This window comes from Rhodococcus sp. SORGH_AS_0301 (assembly GCF_030818285.1).
Classification (GTDB): Bacteria; Actinomycetota; Actinomycetes; order Mycobacteriales; family Mycobacteriaceae; genus Rhodococcoides.
Genome location: NZ_JAUTAC010000002.1, coordinates 2120311 through 2136192 on the forward strand (window position 1 = coordinate 2120311; position 15882 = coordinate 2136192).

The following is a 15882-nucleotide window of genomic DNA, read 5'->3' on the forward strand; positions in this document are numbered from 1 at the left end:
CCTGGTGCCTTCTGATCGAGGGGGTACTGCCGGGCCGAGCGGAGTGGAGAGCGGACCGTGCCGGTCCACCACGGCGGGTACGTCGCCGCGCACCGGCGGACGCGGAACCGTGCGGAGTCCACGCGCCCACAACCCGATCCCCTGACGCCGGATGCGCGCGGTGACCACGTGCGGGGCGAGGGGGGCTCGTGCGAGAACGCCCAGGACGCGGCCCGTCGTCGCGGAGCGTCCGGTGCCGGACATGACCGCGACGAACGGGGGGTGCCCGTCCCGGAGCAGCGTGATCGACAGGGCGAGGGAGCCATCGGGCTCCGGGAGCCGCATCGCATACTCCCCGCTGACGTCGTTGAACGGCGAGACGTAGAACTCCTTGGGCGTGCGCGCCGCCCCGCGCGCGTCCGTGTCCAGCAGGTAGCGGTGACGTTCGCCGTAGGTGTTGTGCACCTCGGCGACCACGTGCTCGACGCGGTCGGCGCCATCGTGCAGCCAGTAGACCGTCAGGGGGTTGAAGACGTACCCGAGAACACGAGCGTTGGTCAGCATCGTGATCCGCCCCGCGACGGGTACCCGGCCGTGTGCCCGGAGGAAGTCGTCGAGATTGGCCCGCAGCGTCGCCGACGGATCGCCCACATGGTCGGCGGCGTCGATCTTCGCGAACGGCGCGAGCGGACCGGGCAGCGACGGGAGTGCGTCGATGTCGACGAACCACGAGTAGCTGCGATACGTGAACTCGTTCTCGATCGGCTCGCGCCGAACGTGCCTGATGGAGGTCTCGTAGATCATGGCGGTGCGAGTACCGGCCGCGGCGCGGGTGTCGACGGCGGTCATGCCCAGACCCCGCCGAGACGTTCCGCCGCGCGCAGGCCCGAGGCCGCACCGTCCTCGTGGAAGCCCCACCCGTGGTAGGCGCCCGCGAAGGCGACCAGGTCGGTGTCGAGCTCCCCGAGTCGCGCCTGCGCGGCGACCGACTCGGACGTGTAGAGGGGATGCTCGTACCGCATCGTCTCGAGCACGGCGGACGGGTCGAGTGCGGCACCCTCGGCCGTGGGATCGTCCTCGTCGCCCAACGTCACGAGGTACCGGGAGCCGGTGTCGGGCAGCCGCTGCAGCCGTGACATGTCATAGGTGACCACCACTCCGCCCGGCGCCGCATCGCACGCCGGCATGCGGTAGTTCCACGAGGCGCGGGCACGCCGCAGACGCGGGAGCACGCTCTCGTCGGTGTGGAGCCGAGCCACGTTGGGCGAGTACGGCATGGCACCGAGAACGAGGTGCTCCGTCGAGGTGGGCTCGGCGAGCATCTTCAGCGCCTGCTGGGGATGCGTCGCGACGACGACGGCATCGACCGTCTCCGTGTGCCCGGAGGCGTCCTCGATCTCGACCGACCGGTCGCCCCGACGGATGGCGGCCACCGGTGTGCCCGAACGGATCTTGGCGATCGTCTCGGCGACACGCTCGACGTAGCGGGCAGATCCACCGGTCACGGTGCGCCAGGTCGGCGAACCTCCGACGCCGAGCATCCCGTGATGTTCGAGGAACGAGAAGAGGTACCGGGCCGGGTAGTCCAGGGCCCGTGACGGCTCGCACGACCACACGGCGGACACGAGGGGCGTCATGAAGTGCGATTCGAAGTACTGCGAGAACTCGTGCCGGGCAAGCACATCGGCGACCGTCGCATCATCGTCGTCGGACGCGAGCAGCGCACGGGCGACACGGTGGAAGCGGGTGACCTCGAGCAGCATCCGCAGGTAGCGACCGCGGACCACACTGCCGGGGCCGGGGATCAGCCCGGAGAGGCCCTGCCCACCCGAGTACTCGAGCCCGCATCCGTCGCAGCGGATCGACATGCTCATGTCCGATTCCTGTGTCGGAATGTCCAATTCGCGAAACAGTCGCTGCAGTGTCGGGTATGTCCGGTCGTTGTGGACGATGAAGCCCGTGTCCACGGGCAGATCACCCTCCGGGGTGGACACGACGTGGGTGTCCGCGTGACCGCCGAGACGGCCGTCGGCCTCGTACAGCGTGACGCGAGCAGTCTTCGACAGCACGTACGCTGCCGTGAGGCCGGCGACGCCGGCGCCGACCACGGCGATGCGCCGGTCGGTGTGAGCATCGTGAGCCATGTGTCTTCTCCCTACGTGATGCGATCGGCCGGCCGCTGTGCGTCGGACCGCTCGCAGTGTCACTCGGGTTTCGTAGACGACACCTCGCGCGATTGGTCGACGACGAACTCCCGTACCCGCCGCGACCATGTCCGCGGTGATCGAAGCATGAAGTGACCCGCTCCCGCCATCGGAACGAACAAGGCGTCGACACCGCGCGCGGCGGCGCGTTCGGTCGCGGCGCGGGACGCGACGGGGTCGGTCCACCGGTCGACGGTGCCGTGCAGGACCAACAGGCGCTGATCGGCGCGCAGGGTGTCGGTCTCCCTGCCATCGGGCCACCACGGCGCCAGCGCGACGAGAGCCACCACGTCGGGGTGCCCCGCGATCGCTGCTGCCGTGCGACCGCCCATGGAGTGACCGAGCACGGTGATGGGAGTCCCCGGTCCGTACGTGTCGCGGATCTGCTCGCACGCCCACCACGCGTCCGCGACGGGACTGCGGTCGGCGCCGTTCCAGCCGCGATACCGGTACTGCAACTGGGTCACCGCGACCGATGGCCCCGTCGCGCGCCGGAGCATGCGCGTGAAGGGGACCATGCGCAGGGCCGACAGCTGCCACGGACGGGCACGGTCGTGGCTGGTCACCTTGCCGCCGTGCAGAACCAGCACCGCGGAGTCTGCGGGCCCGGACCGGAGCCCGTGCAGAGTCGGGGCCGCGACGTCGTCAACACTCATGGTTCTTGATTCGGGGCGCTCCGGCCGCTGGATGCCTGGCAGTGGCGAACGTCGCGCCCTCACTGCCGGACGTCAGGGGGGTGACACGACGACGGCCGGACACCTGATGGTGTCCGGCCGTTCGGTGGAGCTGCCGGGAATCGAACCCGGGTCCTGTGTCGGTTTGCCAGGGCTTCTCCGTGCGCAGTCTGCTAAGCCTCTACTCGGATCTCCAGATCTCGCAGACAAGCCTGGATGACGATCCCAGCCACTGTTTGATGTCCCACATCACTCCGTGACCGAGTGACCAGGTGAGCCCTCTAGCTGATGCCAGTACCCGACCCGAGGGCAAGATCGGACTGACAGACACGCAGTCGCTACTTAGGCAGCGAGTGCGTAGTCGCGCTGATTGGAATCGGCGCTTATATTTTTGCGATGACGCTTGCGGTGGTCTCTCGCCTGCACCGGCACGCTTCCCCTGACTAGACGCACACAGTCGAAACCGTTCAGCCCCTTTCCTCCGCTGTGGCGAAGTCTCGTCCCACCGGTCTTCCCGGTGGTCACGTCAGTCTAACGTCATCCGACGCGGGTTTCATCCCGTTTGTCACCGGTGTCGGCCGCGCGTTCGGCCTTGCCCGTGATGTTCTCGAGCATGCCGCGGAAGATCACACCGTGGAACGGCATGATGGCGAACCAGTACAGCCGTCCGCCCAGCCCCCGCGGGAAGAAGATCGCGCGCTGCTCGTAGCGGGAGCGGGTCCCGCCGTCGCGCGGAAGGACGCGCAGTTCCAGCCAGGCACCGCCCGGCGCCTTCATCTCGGCGCGCAGACGCAGCAGCGACCCGCGCTCGATCTCCTCGACGCGCCACCAGTCGAGCGCCTCGCCGTTGACCAACCGACGCGGATCCCGACGGCCGCGCTTGAGTCCCACGCCCCCGACGATCTTGTCCATCCAGCCGCGGATGACCCAGGCAGCGGGGAACGAGTACCACCCGTTCTCACCGCCGATGCCCTCGACGACGTCCCACAGCAGCTCCGGTGGCGCGTTGCAGTCCTGCGCACGTTCGTCGACGTACACCACCTCGCCGGCCCAGTCCGGGTCCGACGGCAGCGGATCGGAGGGGGCGCCGGCATCGGTCGCGTTGGACCACGTGGTCTCCACCTCCCCGTCCTCGATGCGCCGCAGCGCGAGGTGCACGGAATCGGCGAATGTGGTCAATCCACCCTCCGGCGGTGGGACGACCGTGTCGATGTCCTGTTCGTGGGCGATGGCGTCGTACTGCAGTGACTCGATGAGGGGCATGGCCAGTCCGCGTGGGATGGGCGTGACCAACCCGATCCAGTGACCGGCGAGTCGGGGCGTCAGCACCGGCAACACCAGCATGCGACGCTTGCGCAGACCCGCCACACTCGCGTACTCGTTCATCATCTCGCCGTACTGCAGGACGTCCGGCCCACCGATGTCCCAGGTACGGGACGTCTCGAACGGAGCGGTCGCCGACTCGATCAGGTAGTGCAGCACGTCGCGGACGGCGATCGGCTGGATCTGGTTGTGCACCCACTTGGGGGTCGTCATGACGGGCAGTCGATTGGTGAGGTGCCGGATCATCTCGAACGACGCGGATCCGGAGCCGATGACGACACCCGCCTGCAGCACCACGGTGAAGACGCCGGACTCGATGAGGATCCGGCCCACCTCGGCACGCGATTCGAGGTGCGGGGACAACGCGCCGGTCACCGGGTGGAGGCCGCCGAGATACACGATGCGCTGCACTCCGGCGGCCTTCGCCGCTTCGGCCACGTTCTCCGCACTCCGACGCTCCGCCTCGGCGAAGTGGTCGGATCCCCCCATGGAGTGGACGAGGTAGTAGACGACGTCGACGTCCCGGAACGCGTCGTCCAGCGACTCGCGATCACTCAGATCGCCCTGCACCACCTCGACGTCCGCAGCCCACGGCACGTCGCGAAGCTTCTGAGGCGACCGGGCGAGGACGCGGACCCGGTAGCCGGCCTCCGTCAGTCGCGGGGCGAGTCGACCGCCGATGTAGCCCGTCGCTCCGGTGACCACGACACGGGCGCCTGCTTCGGTGTTCATGCACTCCATTCGTAGCAGAGGAGCACCTCGAGTGTGGCGCCCACCCGGAGCGAGACCACCGCCAGGTGGTCAGGCACCCGCGGTGATCAGCCCGACCGCGCCCAGGGCGATGACCATGCCGACGATCTGCACCTTGGCCACGCGCTCCCCCAGCATCACCATGGCCAGCAGCACGGTCGCGGCGGGATACAGCGAGGCGATCACGCTGACGAGGGACAGCAGCCCACCCTGGAAGGCATAGAGCAACGCGGCGTTGGCGGCGACGTCCAGAAGAGCGATCCAGGCGGCCAGCTTCAGAACGCCGCCACGGGGGAACGAGAACATGCCGGTGCCGAGGGCGACCGCCCACACGAGGGCGGTGGCGGTGACCCGGTTAGCAAGCAACGGCCACAGACCGGCGTCGTCCTCCCCGGCCCGGTCGAGAAAGATGAACGTCAACGCGAATGCCAGACCGGAACCGACGGTCAGCCATGCCACCCGGGGCGTGAATCGCAGAGTCCGTCCGCCGGCCACGTCACCTGCGGCGTCGTCGGGTGACTCCTTGCTGACCATGAGCACGGCCACCAACGCCAGCGCGATGCCGATGTATGCCAGGACCCCGGGTCGCTCGCCCAGGACGAGCCCGACGCCGACCGGTACACCGGCCACCAGAACGGCCGTGATCGGCGACACGACGGCCATCGGCCCGGCGGCGAGTGCCAGGTAGAACCACCACACGGCGACACCGCCGGCCAGTCCGGACAACGCACCCCACATCACGGACGACGCGGTGAGAGTGCCTCCGACGAAGGGCATCACCGCCGCCACGACGAGTACCGAGACCGGGTACGAGACGATCACCACGCGCAGCGCGGCGACGCGTCGGGACGCGACTCCTCCGACGAAGTCGCTGATGCCGTACCCGAGCGCCGCGATCAGCGCGAGGACGATCGCGGTCAGCGCATTCCCTTTATGCGACGACCGAGCTCACGGGTGACCTCGCGTTCCGCCGTTCGGCGAGCCAGGTCCTGACGCTTGTCGTAGTCCTGCTTGCCCTTCGCCAGGGCCAGCTCGACCTTCACCTTGCCCTCGTTGAAGTACATGGAGAGCGGTACCAGCGTCATGTTGCCCTCACGCGTCTTGCCGATGAGGACCTCGATCTCCCGCTTGTGCAGCAGAAGCTTGCGGTTGCGCCGCGGCGCGTGGTTGGTCCAGCTTCCCGCCATGTACTCGGGAATGTGCAGGCCGCGCAGCCACACCTCGCCGTCGTCGACGGTGGCGAAGGCATCGGCCAGCGACGCCTTCCCGTCACGCAGGCTCTTGACCTCGGTGCCGACGAGGGCGACTCCGGCCTCGTAGACGTCGAGGATCGTGTAGTTGTGTCGCGCTTTGCGATTGGTCGCAATCGCCTTGCGACCTTTCTCCTTCACAGCTGGAACTCCTTCGGGCGCGGGTGGACGTGACTTCTGACAACCATAAGGACTCCGTCCACCCGTTTGTTCCGGGTGCCGGGTGCGCTACTGCCGGACGTACAGGCGCAGGGTGATGTAGGAGGTGATCGTGGCCATGCCGACGCCGACCAGAAGCAGGATCGGCGAGACCAACAGGACGTCGCTCGTCGTCACCCGAGCCAGGATGTTGGCCTGGTACAGGTCGTCCAGCACCGAGTCGATGAACGCCGCCTTGGCGGTGAACAGTCCGGCGATGGCGAGCACCGCACCCACCAGCGATGCCGCGATGGCCTCGAGCAGGAAGGGCAGCTGCGTGTACCACCGCGTGGCGCCGACCAGGCGCATGATGCCCACCTCGGTCCGACGGGTGAACGCGGCGATCTGCACCATGTTGGCGATCAGCAGGACCGCCGCGACGGCCTGGACCACAGCCACCGCGAACGCGGCGTTGCGGACGCCCGCGAGGACACTGAACAGCCGGTCGACCAGTTCGCGTTGGTTGAGCACGCTCTGCACACCCGGCCGCGCCCCGAACTCGTCGTTGATCACGCCGAACCGCTCGGGATCGCTGAGCTTCACCTTGAACGACGCGGGGAAGCTCTCGGGTGACACCAGGGATGCCAGCTCCGGCTGATCCTTGAAGACGCGATCGGTGGCGTCGGCGACGGCGTCCTCCCGGTTGAGGTACTGCACCGACACCACGGACGGCGTCGATTCGAGGTCCGTGCGGAGGCCGGCGCAGATGCCCGAGGTGCAGTCCGGGTCGGTGGTCGAGATGTCGTCGGTCAGGAAGATCTGGACCTCGACGCGATCCAGGAAGATCTGCTGCGTCTTCCCCGCCATCTGCACGACCAGCAGGCCACCACCGAACAGACCGAGGGAGATGGCGGTGGTCAGCACCATCGCGATGGTCATCGTGATGTTGCGGCGCAGTCCGGTGAGAACTTCGCCGAGAAGGAAACTAGCGCGCACGGTTCACACACTTTCTTCGAGAGGTCGTTGCGCCGAGGCGCGAGCAGAGGACGGAGCCGAGAGCGGGATCTAACGACCCACGCCGTACACCCCTCGTGCCTCGTCGCGGACCACCCGGCCGTTGTCGAGCTCGACGACGCGGCGACGCATCGAGTCGACGATGTGGTTGTCGTGAGTGGCCATGAGGATGGTGGTGCCCGTGCGGTTGATGCGCTCGAGCAGCAACATGATGTCCTGGCTGGTGTCGGGGTCCAGGTTGCCGGTGGGCTCGTCCGCGAGCAGCACGAGCGGCCGGTTCACGAAGGCGCGGGCCACGGCGACTCGCTGTTGCTCGCCGCCGGACAGCTCGGACGGAAGCCGATCCGCCTTGCCGGACAGGCCGACCAGCTCGAGCACCTCCGGCACCGTCCGCTCGATCACCCCGCGCGGCTTGCCGATCACCTCGAGGGCGAACGCGACGTTCTCCGACACCGACTTGTTCTGCAGCAGGCGGAAGTCCTGGAAGACGCATCCCATGCTCTGCCGCAGCTTAGGCACGCGCCGCCCGGCGAGCTTGTTCACGTGGAAGTCCGCCACCGTGATGTCGCCCGAGGTCGGCATCTCCTCGCGCAGGAGCAGGCGCATGAAGGTCGACTTGCCCGAGCCCGACGGCCCGATGAGGAAGACGAACTCGCCCTTCTCCACCTTCACCGACACCTTGTCCAGTGCGGGTCGAGTCGAGGACTTGTAGGACTTCGAGACGTTCTCCACGCTGATCACGGGTCGCCAGTGTAGCCGCGCGTCCCGACGGTGCCGCTACAGCGACGCGCGGGTCAGTTCGTTCCGCTCGGCAACGGCAGACCGGGGATGGTCGGCAGCTGGAACCCGGGCGCTCGCGTCGTCGTGCCGGTGGTGGTCGTGGGCGCCGGCGCGGTCGTCGTGACACCGTCCTGCGGCGAGGCCGGATCAGTCGTGGTCGGCACGGGCGTCGTGGTCGACCGGAACGTGGTGGTCGTCGGGGCGTAGTTCTCCGCCGGGGGCGGCGCCTCGGACGACGACGGCGCGGGCGGGACGTACACCGGCGAGTTCTCGTTGAGGGTCGGGTCGAAGCGCACGTTGTTCCACAGCACCAGTACTGCCAGGAAGGCGAGCACCATCACCACGGTGGTCGTGCGGAAACGGCCGAGGATGCGCGCCGGTATGCGCGACATCCACCCGGGGCGGAACGTCGATCGCGGAGCGTCCGGGTGCTCGGTCGCCGAGCTCTCGGGTTCGTTCGAGGTCACTGGTCGCCTCCCACGGGACGGTCGGCGGAGAGTTCGGGCGAGACGGTGATGCCGTCGTTGCGCAGTGTCAGAGCGATGCGCGCGCGGAGCTCACGTCCCACCTCGAACTGCTTGCCCGGCAGGGTGCGGGCGACGAGGCGCAAGTTGACCTGGTCCACCTCGATGCTCTCGACACCCATGACGGTGGGCTCGTCGAGCAGCAACTCGGTGAGCCGACCGTCGCGGTAGGCCTCCTCGCCCACCGACTTCAGCAGCTCGGTGACGCGCGAGAGATCCGCGGACGGCGGCACCGGCACGTCGATGACAGCGCGCGCCCAGTCCTTCGACAGGTTGACCGCCTTGACGATCTGCCCGTTGGGCACGGTGATCACCTCGCCCTCGGCCGACCGCACCCGCGTGACGCGCAGTGTCACGTCCTCGACGGTGCCGATCGCGTCGCCCGCGGTGCCGGTGATCGCGAGCTGGACCACGTCGCCGTACCCGTACTGACGCTCGGTGATGATGAAGAACCCGGACAGGATGTCCTGGACGATGCGCTGGGCACCGAAACCGAGCGCGGCACCGAGCACGGTCGCCGGAGCCACGAGGCTGGTGATCGGGAAGCCGAGGCGCTGCAGGACCCGGATGGCGACCAGCACGTAGATGAGTGCCACGACCACCCAGGTGACGACCTGCGCCACCGAGTGGCGGTGTTTCGCCGCCTCGGTGCGCACGAGCGCGTCGGTCTGCTGGTAGGTCCGGTCGATGCGGCCGGTGATCTTGCCGCCGGCCCACCCCACCGCCCGCGCCGCGAGCATGCCGCCGAGGATCCACAGGATCATCTCGAGGAAGTTGTTCTGGAGCCAGAAGACGAAATCGGGAGGCAGTGGCCAGAAGGCGCTCACCTGTTACTCCTGCTCTGCACGCATACGCCAGCGGATGCCCGACTCGATGAAGCCGTCGATGTCACCGTCGAGCACCGAGGACGGGTTGTTGACCTCGTACTCGGTCCGCAGATCCTTCACCATCTGGTACGGGTGCAGGACGTACGAGCGCATCTGGTTACCCCAGGAGCTGCCGCCGTCGCCCTTGAGGGCGTCCATCTCGGCGCGCTCCTCCTTGCGCTTGACCTCGAGCAGCTTGGCCTGCAGCACGCGCATGGCGGACACCTTGTTCTGCAGCTGCGACTTCTCGTTCTGGCAGGTGACGACGATGCCGGTCGGAATGTGTGTGAGCCGCACGGCGGAGTCGGTGGTGTTGACGGACTGACCACCCGGTCCCGACGAGCGGTACACGTCGACACGGATGTCGTTCTCGGGGATCTCGATGTGATCGGTGGTCTCGACGACCGGCAGCACCTCGACCTCGGCGAAGGACGTCTGGCGGCGACCCTGGTTGTCGAAGGGGCTGATGCGCACGAGACGATGCGTGCCCTGCTCGATCGACAGAGTTCCGTAACTGTAGGGCGCCTTCACCGCGAAGGTGGCGCTCTTGATGCCGGCCTCCTCGGCGTACGAGGTGTCGTAGACCTCCACGCCGTATCCGTGCTTCTCGGCCCAGCGGATGTACATGCGCATCAGCATCTCGGCCCAGTCCGCGGCGTCGATCCCGCCGGCGCCGGACCGGATGTTGACCAGCGCGTCACGCTTGTCGTACTCACCCGACAGCAGGGTCCGCACCTCGAGCAGCTCGACGTCGGTGTGCAGGGAGACGCGCTCGGCGTCCGCCTCCGCGAGCGCCTCGGCGGCGGCCTCGCCCTCTTCCGCCTCGGCGAGCTCGTACAGCACCGGAAGATCGTCGAGCCGCTGGCGCAGCGCCTCGACCCGCCGCAACTCGGTCTGCGCGTGCGACAACGCGCTGGTCACCTGCTGGGCGTGGTCCTGGTCGTTCCACAGCTCGGGGTCGGCAGCCTGGTGTTCGAGCTCGTCGATCCGGCGACGGAGTTCCTCGATGTCGAGCACCGACTCCACGGTCTTGAGGGTGGTGTCGAGTTCGGCGATGTCAGCGGATACGTCAGGATGCACGCGCCCGAGGTTACCGGCAACGACCGACGGGCCCGCACCGCAGTAACGTCCTGTGCCGTGACCGACCTCGCCGACGATCTCACCCTCGCCCTCCGTCTCGCGGACGCGGCCGACGCCATCACCACGGCGCGATTCCTGGCCGTGGACCTGCGCATCGAGGACAAGCCTGATCTCACACCCGTCTCGGACGCGGATCTGGCCGTCGAGACCGAGATCCGGCGGCTGCTCGGCGAGGTCCGACCGGGCGATGCGGTGTTGGGCGAGGAGTTCGGCGGCGACGCCGTCCTCTCCGGGCGTCAGTGGGTGCTCGATCCCATCGACGGCACCAAGAGCTTCGTCCGCGGTGTGCCGATCTGGGCGACGCTGGTCGCGCTGCTCTCCGACGGCGTGCCGGTCGTGGGAGTGGTCAGCGCTCCCGCTCTCGCGCGGCGATGGTGGGCGGCCGACGGGCTGGGAGCGTTCGCACGCTTCGGTGCCGACGAGCCGCGACGGTTGTCGGTGTCGTCGGTGGCGTCTCCGTCCTCGGCGAGCCTGGGATTCTCCAGCCTCAGCGGGTGGAGGGACGCCGGTCTGCGAGAGAACTTCCTGGATCTGACCGACGAGGTGTGGCGCGTCCGCGGCTACGGCGACTTCCTCTCGTACTGCCTGGTCGCCGAGGGATCGATCGATGTGGCCGCCGAGCCCGAAGTATCACTGTGGGACCTGGCTCCGCTCGACGTGCTGGTACGGGAGGCGGGCGGCCGTTTCACCGCTCTCGACGGTGCGGCGGGGCCGCACTGGGGCAGTGCGGTGGCGTCGAACGCGCTTCTGCACGACGCCGTCCTCGGGCGCCTGACGCGCCGACCTTACTCGACGGTAGACACCGAACTTACCGGCGAGTAAGATAGGTCCCGTCCACGACCGAACACCGAGAACAGCTGGGTGATCATGACGAAGAACGACAGCGCCCCCACGACCAAGACCGATGCGTCTCGGCGCCCGGTGCGCGACACGTCAGCGGTCGGGCTCAACCCGATCCGACGCGACGCCATCGGAACCGCGATGCGCGTGCTCACCAAGCTCTCCGGCTCCGACCTGGCCGAGAAGTACAACCTGCGCCAGACGATCGACCGTGTCACGTACGAGAGCACGAAGACCGGCTTCAAGACGCTCGGTGCCGCCACCCGGACCTTCTCCAAGGTGTCCGGCGGAGGCAAGCCCGAGCGTCTGCCCGAGTCCTCCACCAAGGGACTCGACTACTTCGACCTGACTCCCGACGACGAGCAGAAGATGATCGTCGAGACGGTGCTCGAGTTCGCCGAGGAGATCATGCGCCCCGCAGCGCACGACGCCGACGAGGCCGCGGCATCGCCGGACGACCTCGTCGCTCGCGCCGCCGAACTGGGCATCACCCTCATCAACGTCCCCGAGAACCTCGAGGGCGCGGCCAGTGAGCGCGGCGCCGTCACCAACGCCCTCGTCGCCGAGGCGCTCGCGTACGGAGACATGGGCCTGGCCCTGCCGATCCTCGCCCCCAGCGGCGTGGCGGTGGCGCTCACGCAGTGGGGCACCGAGACTCAGCAGAAGACGTACCTGCCGTCCTTCACGGGTGAGAAGGTGCCCAGTGCGGCTCTCGTCGTGAACGAGCCGCGCGCGCTCTTCGACCCGTTCGCGCTGCAGACCAAGGCGGTCCGCTCCCCCAGCGGCTACAAGCTCACGGGCGTCAAGAGCCTCGTGCCGTCGGCCGCCGCCTGCGAGCTCTTCATCGTCGCCGCCGAACTCGACGGCCGTCCCGCTCTCTTCATCGTCGAGTCGGACAGCGCCGGGTTGAGTGTCGAGGCGGACCCCAGCATGGGTCTGCGTGCAGCGGGCATCGGCCGACTGCATCTCGACGGCGTCGCCGTACCCGAGGCCAACCTGCTGGGCGACGGCGACGCGGACGCCCACGTGTCCGACTACACCGACGCCATCCGGCTCGCGCGTCTCGGCTGGGCGTCCATGGCCGCCGGCACGTCGAAGGCCGTCCTGGACTACGTGGTCCCCTACGTCAACGACCGCACCGCGTTCGGCGAGCCGATCAGCAACCGTCAGGCCGTCGCCTTCATGGTGGCCAACATCGCGATCGAGCTCGACGGTCTGCGCCTGGTCATCCAGCGTGGTGCGTCCCGTGCGGAGCAGGGACTGTCCTTCGCACGCGAGGCCTCGCTCGCCCGTCGACTCGCGACGGACAAGGGCATGCAGATCGGCCTCGACGGTGTCCAGCTTCTCGGCGGACACGGTTTCACCAAGGAGCACCCGGTCGAGCGCTGGTACCGCGATCTCCGCGCCGTCGGCGTTGCCGAGGGCATCGTCCTGATCTGATCCGACACCCCACCTTTCGATTGGAACTCTCATGATCAATCTCGAACTTCCTCGCAAGCTCAGGGCGTCGGCCAACCAGGCTCACCAGGTCGCGGCCGAGATCATGCGCCCCGTGTCGCGCAAGTACGACCTGGCGGAGCACGCCTACCCGGTCGAGCTCGACACCATGGCCGCCATGATCGAGGGCATGAGCGACGCCGGCGGTGAGATCGGCGGCGCCAAGGGCGGCCGTGAGGCCAAGGGCGACGCTCCGAAGCCGAGCAAGACCGCAAATGCCAACGGCGGCAACATGTCCGCTCTGGTCAACGTCATCGAGACCTGCTGGGGTGACGTGGGTCTGACCCTGTCCATCCCCTACCAGGGCCTCGGCAACTCCGCCATCGCCGCCGTCGCCACCGACGAGCAGCTCGAGCGCTTCGGCAAGGTGTGGGCCTCGATGGCCATCACCGAGCCCTCGTTCGGTTCCGACTCGGCCGCCGTGAGCACCACCGCGGTACTCGACGGTGACGAGTGGGTCCTCAACGGCGAGAAGATCTACGTCACGGCCGGCGAGCGCTCCACGCACATCGTCGTGTGGGCCACCGTCGACAAGACCAAGGGCCGCGCCGCGATCAAGTCCTTCGTCGTCCCGCGGGACGCACCGGGCCTGTCCGTCGCACGCCTCGAGCACAAGCTGGGCATCAAGGCGTCCGACACCGCAGCCCTGCTCCTCGACAACTGCCGCATCCCGAAGGACAACCTCCTGGGTTCCCCGGACGTCGACACGGACAAGGGCTTCGCCGGCGTCATGCAGACGTTCGACAACACCCGTCCTCTGGTCGCCGGCATGGCCATCGGAGTCGCCCGTGCAGCGCTCGAGGAGCTCCGGTCGATCCTGACCGACGCCGGAGTGGTCATCGACTACGACGCTGCCACCTACAGCCAGTCGGCCGCTGCTGCGGAGTACATCCGGCTCGAGGCCGACTGGGAGGCTGCTTACCTGCTCGCTCTCCGCGCTGCGTGGATGGCGGACAACAAGGAGCCCAACTCGCTGCAGGCGTCGATGTCCAAGGCGAAGGCAGGCCGTAGCGCCACCGACATCACACTCAAGGCGGTGGAACTGGCCGGCACGCTCGGCTTCTCCGAGCACCTGCTGCTCGAGAAGTGGTCACGCGACTCGAAGATCCTCGACATCTTCGAGGGCACCCAGCAGATCCAGCAGCTGATCGTGGCTCGCCGCGTGCTCGGGAAGACGTCCGCCGAGCTGAAGTGACGGTCACGCGACCCTGAGAAAGGCCCGGCACGTGTGCCGGGCCTTTCTGCTGTTCTGGCAAGCTGGAACGGACGAAGCACGGCGAACACGAGGGAGACTGCCATGTCGGACTGGGCGAAGAAGATCGAGGACAAAGCCAAGGGCCTCGTCGCGGAGGCCGAGGTGGGCCTCACCCACCTCGAGGGTGCGGACGCCGTCGATCTGGACGAGACGGACGACTCGGGGGACCTTACGGACGCCGGCGGGGACGTCGACGAGAACGACGCGCCCAGCACGGGCATGACGTCGGCGGATCCCGACATCTCTCACTGAGCACCAGGCACCAACGTCGCTCTGATCCGATCGAGTCGACGCCGGTGCCTGCGGCAACGCAAAAGGCCCGACAGTCTGAGACTGTCGGGCCTTTCGTGGTGGTAGCGGGGACAGGATTTGAACCTGCGACCTCTGGGTTATGAGCCCAGCGAGCTACCGAGCTGCTCCACCCCGCGTCAGCGTCGAGAACCTTTCGGCTCCGTCTGCGGTGCAAGCTGTACTGCGTTCTTGCTGAACAAGAAGTTACCGGACGGCGTCGGTGAATTGCAAATCGCCTGCTGAGCAACGAGATCGAGCCTCGGAGGGTGACCGCGGTCTCTTTTCACCCGTGTTCCCCCTCACATAACGATGGGGTCACGAAGAGGACACGAGACGGTTGTCATCCGTCATGACCTGCAGAGATGTCACGAACCCACCATCTCGCCCGTTTCCGACCTCGCCAGAGGGCCGGGTGACGGCTCGTGATTGTTTCGTTACCGTCGCGCTCGGCCCGAAACAAGGGCCAGGCCGACCCGCCGCTGGATTCTTCTGCCCCGCGGGATCGGAGACCCGACTCGATGGGGGCAGGGATTCGAGCGAATGCAGGCGTCACTCGCCTGCGCGCTCACGTCGACCAGCGCTGAGAGGATCTACCCCGCATGACCACTGCACGTAACTTCACCACCCGCGCGCTCGGATGGGCCGCCGTCACCGGCGCCGTCGTCGCCGCACCGCTCGTCCTGAGCACCGGAACCGCCTCCGCAGCACCCGCCCACAACTGGGACGGCGTCGCACAGTGCGAGAGCGGCGGCAACTGGGGCATCAACACCGGCAACGGCTACTACGGTGGCCTGCAGTTCTCGCAGAGCACCTGGGTGGCCAACGGCGGCTCCGGCACCGCGTCCAGCGCCTCCAAGGCCGAGCAGATCCGCGTCGCCGAGAACGTTCTCGCGACCCAGGGCGTCGGCGCATGGCCCACCTGCGGCCAGTACCTCTCGTCGGGCACCACGTCGGTCGCCGAGGCGCCCGCACCGGCACCCGCTCCCGCGCCTGCTGCACCCGCCGCACCGGCACCCGTGCAGTCCGCCGTCGAGCAGGGCGCAGCACTGGCCCAGCAGTACGGCGTCGGCCAGCAGTACCAGGACTTCGTGGCCGCCAACTCCGGCGTCCTCGCGGGCCTCGCTCGCTAGAGCATCCTCTCGAACGTCCGAAGCGGGCGCACCCGATCATCGGGTGCGCCCGCTTCGTCGTGTGCGGTGGGTGCGTGCTGTCGCGCCACCACGCTCCGGCACTGCACGGGGTGTGCACACCCCCTCCGCGCACCGCACACCCCCAGCAGCCGACTGGAAAGGGTGCGCGGCCACCACAACAGGTGTGCGCTCGGCCGGACCGGGCGGCGCGCCCTCGCCGAGCCACC

Annotated in this window: 15 protein-coding genes, 1 tRNA gene, 1 other RNA gene and 1 pseudogene; 5 read left to right on the forward strand and 13 right to left on the reverse strand. The window is 68.1% G+C overall.

Going from position 1 to position 15882, the window contains the following annotated elements:
• Window positions 1–156 precede the first annotated feature (156 nt).
• The 12 genes and pseudogenes from QE397_RS10555 to prfB all read right to left on the reverse strand — a co-directional run.
• A pseudogene (locus QE397_RS10555) lies at window positions 157–828 on the reverse strand (DUF1365 domain-containing protein); the annotation flags it as partial.
• Complete coding sequence (locus tag QE397_RS10560) at window positions 825–2123, reverse strand: NAD(P)/FAD-dependent oxidoreductase (RefSeq protein ID WP_307093237.1); 1299 nt, start codon at window positions 2121–2123, stop codon at window positions 825–827. The gene QE397_RS10560 and the pseudogene QE397_RS10555, both read right to left, overlap by 4 nt.
• Window positions 2124–2182: 59 nt before the next feature.
• Window positions 2183–2839: a S9 family peptidase gene (locus QE397_RS10565; RefSeq protein ID WP_037186676.1), complete on the reverse strand. Its 657-nt coding sequence runs from the start codon at window positions 2837–2839 to the stop codon at window positions 2183–2185.
• A gap of 122 nt (window positions 2840–2961) precedes the next feature.
• Window positions 2962–3332, reverse strand: a transfer-messenger RNA (tmRNA) gene (gene ssrA / locus QE397_RS10570).
• 62 nt (window positions 3333–3394) lie between these two features.
• A complete protein-coding gene (locus tag QE397_RS10575) occupies window positions 3395–4912 on the reverse strand; it encodes an SDR family oxidoreductase (protein WP_051613594.1) in 1518 nt (505 codons plus the stop codon).
• A 69-nt stretch (window positions 4913–4981) separates the two neighbouring features.
• Complete coding sequence (locus QE397_RS10580) at window positions 4982–5851, reverse strand: DMT family transporter (RefSeq protein ID WP_307097494.1); 870 nt, start codon at window positions 5849–5851, stop codon at window positions 4982–4984.
• On the reverse strand, window positions 5848–6321 hold the full coding sequence (gene smpB, locus QE397_RS10585; RefSeq protein WP_027506811.1) for an SsrA-binding protein SmpB: 474 nt from the start codon (window positions 6319–6321) through the stop codon (window positions 5848–5850). Before smpB ends, QE397_RS10580 begins: the two co-directional genes overlap by 4 nt.
• An 87-nt stretch (window positions 6322–6408) precedes the next feature.
• The gene (gene ftsX, locus QE397_RS10590; protein WP_027506812.1) at window positions 6409–7314 is read right to left on the reverse strand and encodes a permease-like cell division protein FtsX; all 906 of its coding nucleotides are present in this window, start codon (window positions 7312–7314) and stop codon (window positions 6409–6411) included.
• 69 nt (window positions 7315–7383) lie between these two features.
• Window positions 7384–8073 carry a cell division ATP-binding protein FtsE gene (gene ftsE / locus QE397_RS10595; protein WP_027506813.1) on the reverse strand — a complete coding sequence of 230 codons (690 nt, stop codon included), beginning with the start codon at window positions 8071–8073 and terminating at the stop codon, window positions 7384–7386.
• A gap of 53 nt (window positions 8074–8126) precedes the next feature.
• Entirely contained in the window at window positions 8127–8579 is a 453-nt protein-coding gene (locus QE397_RS10600; protein WP_307093242.1) for a hypothetical protein, read from the reverse strand.
• Window positions 8576–9400: a mechanosensitive ion channel family protein gene (locus QE397_RS10605; protein WP_307097496.1), complete on the reverse strand. Its 825-nt coding sequence runs from the start codon at window positions 9398–9400 to the stop codon at window positions 8576–8578. The genes QE397_RS10600 and QE397_RS10605 overlap by 4 nt, the downstream gene beginning before the upstream one ends.
• Window positions 9401–9466: 66 nt before the next feature.
• Window positions 9467–10582, reverse strand: a complete 1116-nt coding sequence (gene prfB / locus QE397_RS10610) for a peptide chain release factor 2 (RefSeq protein ID WP_027506816.1) — start codon at window positions 10580–10582, stop codon at window positions 9467–9469.
• A gap of 57 nt (window positions 10583–10639) precedes the next feature.
• On the opposite strand from prfB, the gene QE397_RS10615 reads away from it, so the two are divergent.
• From QE397_RS10615 to QE397_RS10630, 4 genes are all read left to right on the forward strand, one after another.
• Window positions 10640–11464: an inositol monophosphatase family protein gene (locus tag QE397_RS10615; protein WP_307093245.1), complete on the forward strand. Its 825-nt coding sequence runs from the start codon at window positions 10640–10642 to the stop codon at window positions 11462–11464.
• 39 nt (window positions 11465–11503) lie between these two features.
• Window positions 11504–12922 carry an acyl-CoA dehydrogenase family protein gene (locus QE397_RS10620; RefSeq protein ID WP_027506817.1) on the forward strand — a complete coding sequence of 473 codons (1419 nt, stop codon included), beginning with the start codon at window positions 11504–11506 and terminating at the stop codon, window positions 12920–12922.
• A 31-nt stretch (window positions 12923–12953) separates the two neighbouring features.
• Complete coding sequence (locus QE397_RS10625; RefSeq protein ID WP_056447862.1) at window positions 12954–14174, forward strand: acyl-CoA dehydrogenase family protein; 1221 nt, start codon at window positions 12954–12956, stop codon at window positions 14172–14174.
• A 102-nt stretch (window positions 14175–14276) separates the two neighbouring features.
• Window positions 14277–14486, forward strand: coding sequence for a hypothetical protein (locus QE397_RS10630; RefSeq protein WP_307093248.1), 210 nt, complete (start codon window positions 14277–14279; stop codon window positions 14484–14486).
• Between the two features lie 99 nt (window positions 14487–14585).
• On the opposite strand, the gene QE397_RS10635 is transcribed toward QE397_RS10630, so the two are convergent.
• Window positions 14586–14662: transfer RNA gene (locus QE397_RS10635), tRNA-Met, on the reverse strand.
• A 462-nt stretch (window positions 14663–15124) separates the two neighbouring features.
• On the opposite strand from QE397_RS10635, the gene QE397_RS10640 reads away from it, so the two are divergent.
• Complete coding sequence (locus tag QE397_RS10640; protein WP_307093250.1) at window positions 15125–15655, forward strand: transglycosylase family protein; 531 nt, start codon at window positions 15125–15127, stop codon at window positions 15653–15655.
• Window positions 15656–15882 lie beyond the last annotated feature (227 nt).

What these genes read in the sequence shown, in the direction of transcription:
- QE397_RS10575 (WP_051613594.1), bottom strand. Translation starts at nt 4,912, where the DNA reads ATGAACACCGAAGCAGGCGCCCGTGTCGTGGTCACCGGAGCGACGGGC.
- QE397_RS10630 (WP_307093248.1), top strand. Translation starts at nt 14,277, where the DNA reads ATGTCGGACTGGGCGAAGAAGATCGAGGACAAAGCCAAGGGCCTCGTC.
- QE397_RS10560 (WP_307093237.1), bottom strand. Translation starts at nt 2,123, where the DNA reads ATGGCTCACGATGCTCACACCGACCGGCGCATCGCCGTGGTCGGCGCC.
- QE397_RS10640 (WP_307093250.1), top strand. Translation starts at nt 15,125, where the DNA reads ATGACCACTGCACGTAACTTCACCACCCGCGCGCTCGGATGGGCCGCC.
- QE397_RS10625 (WP_056447862.1), top strand. Translation starts at nt 12,954, where the DNA reads ATGATCAATCTCGAACTTCCTCGCAAGCTCAGGGCGTCGGCCAACCAG.
- QE397_RS10565 (WP_037186676.1), bottom strand. Translation starts at nt 2,839, where the DNA reads ATGAGTGTTGACGACGTCGCGGCCCCGACTCTGCACGGGCTCCGGTCC.
- QE397_RS10605 (WP_307097496.1), bottom strand. Translation starts at nt 9,400, where the DNA reads ATGATCCTGTGGATCCTCGGCGGCATGCTCGCGGCGCGGGCGGTGGGG.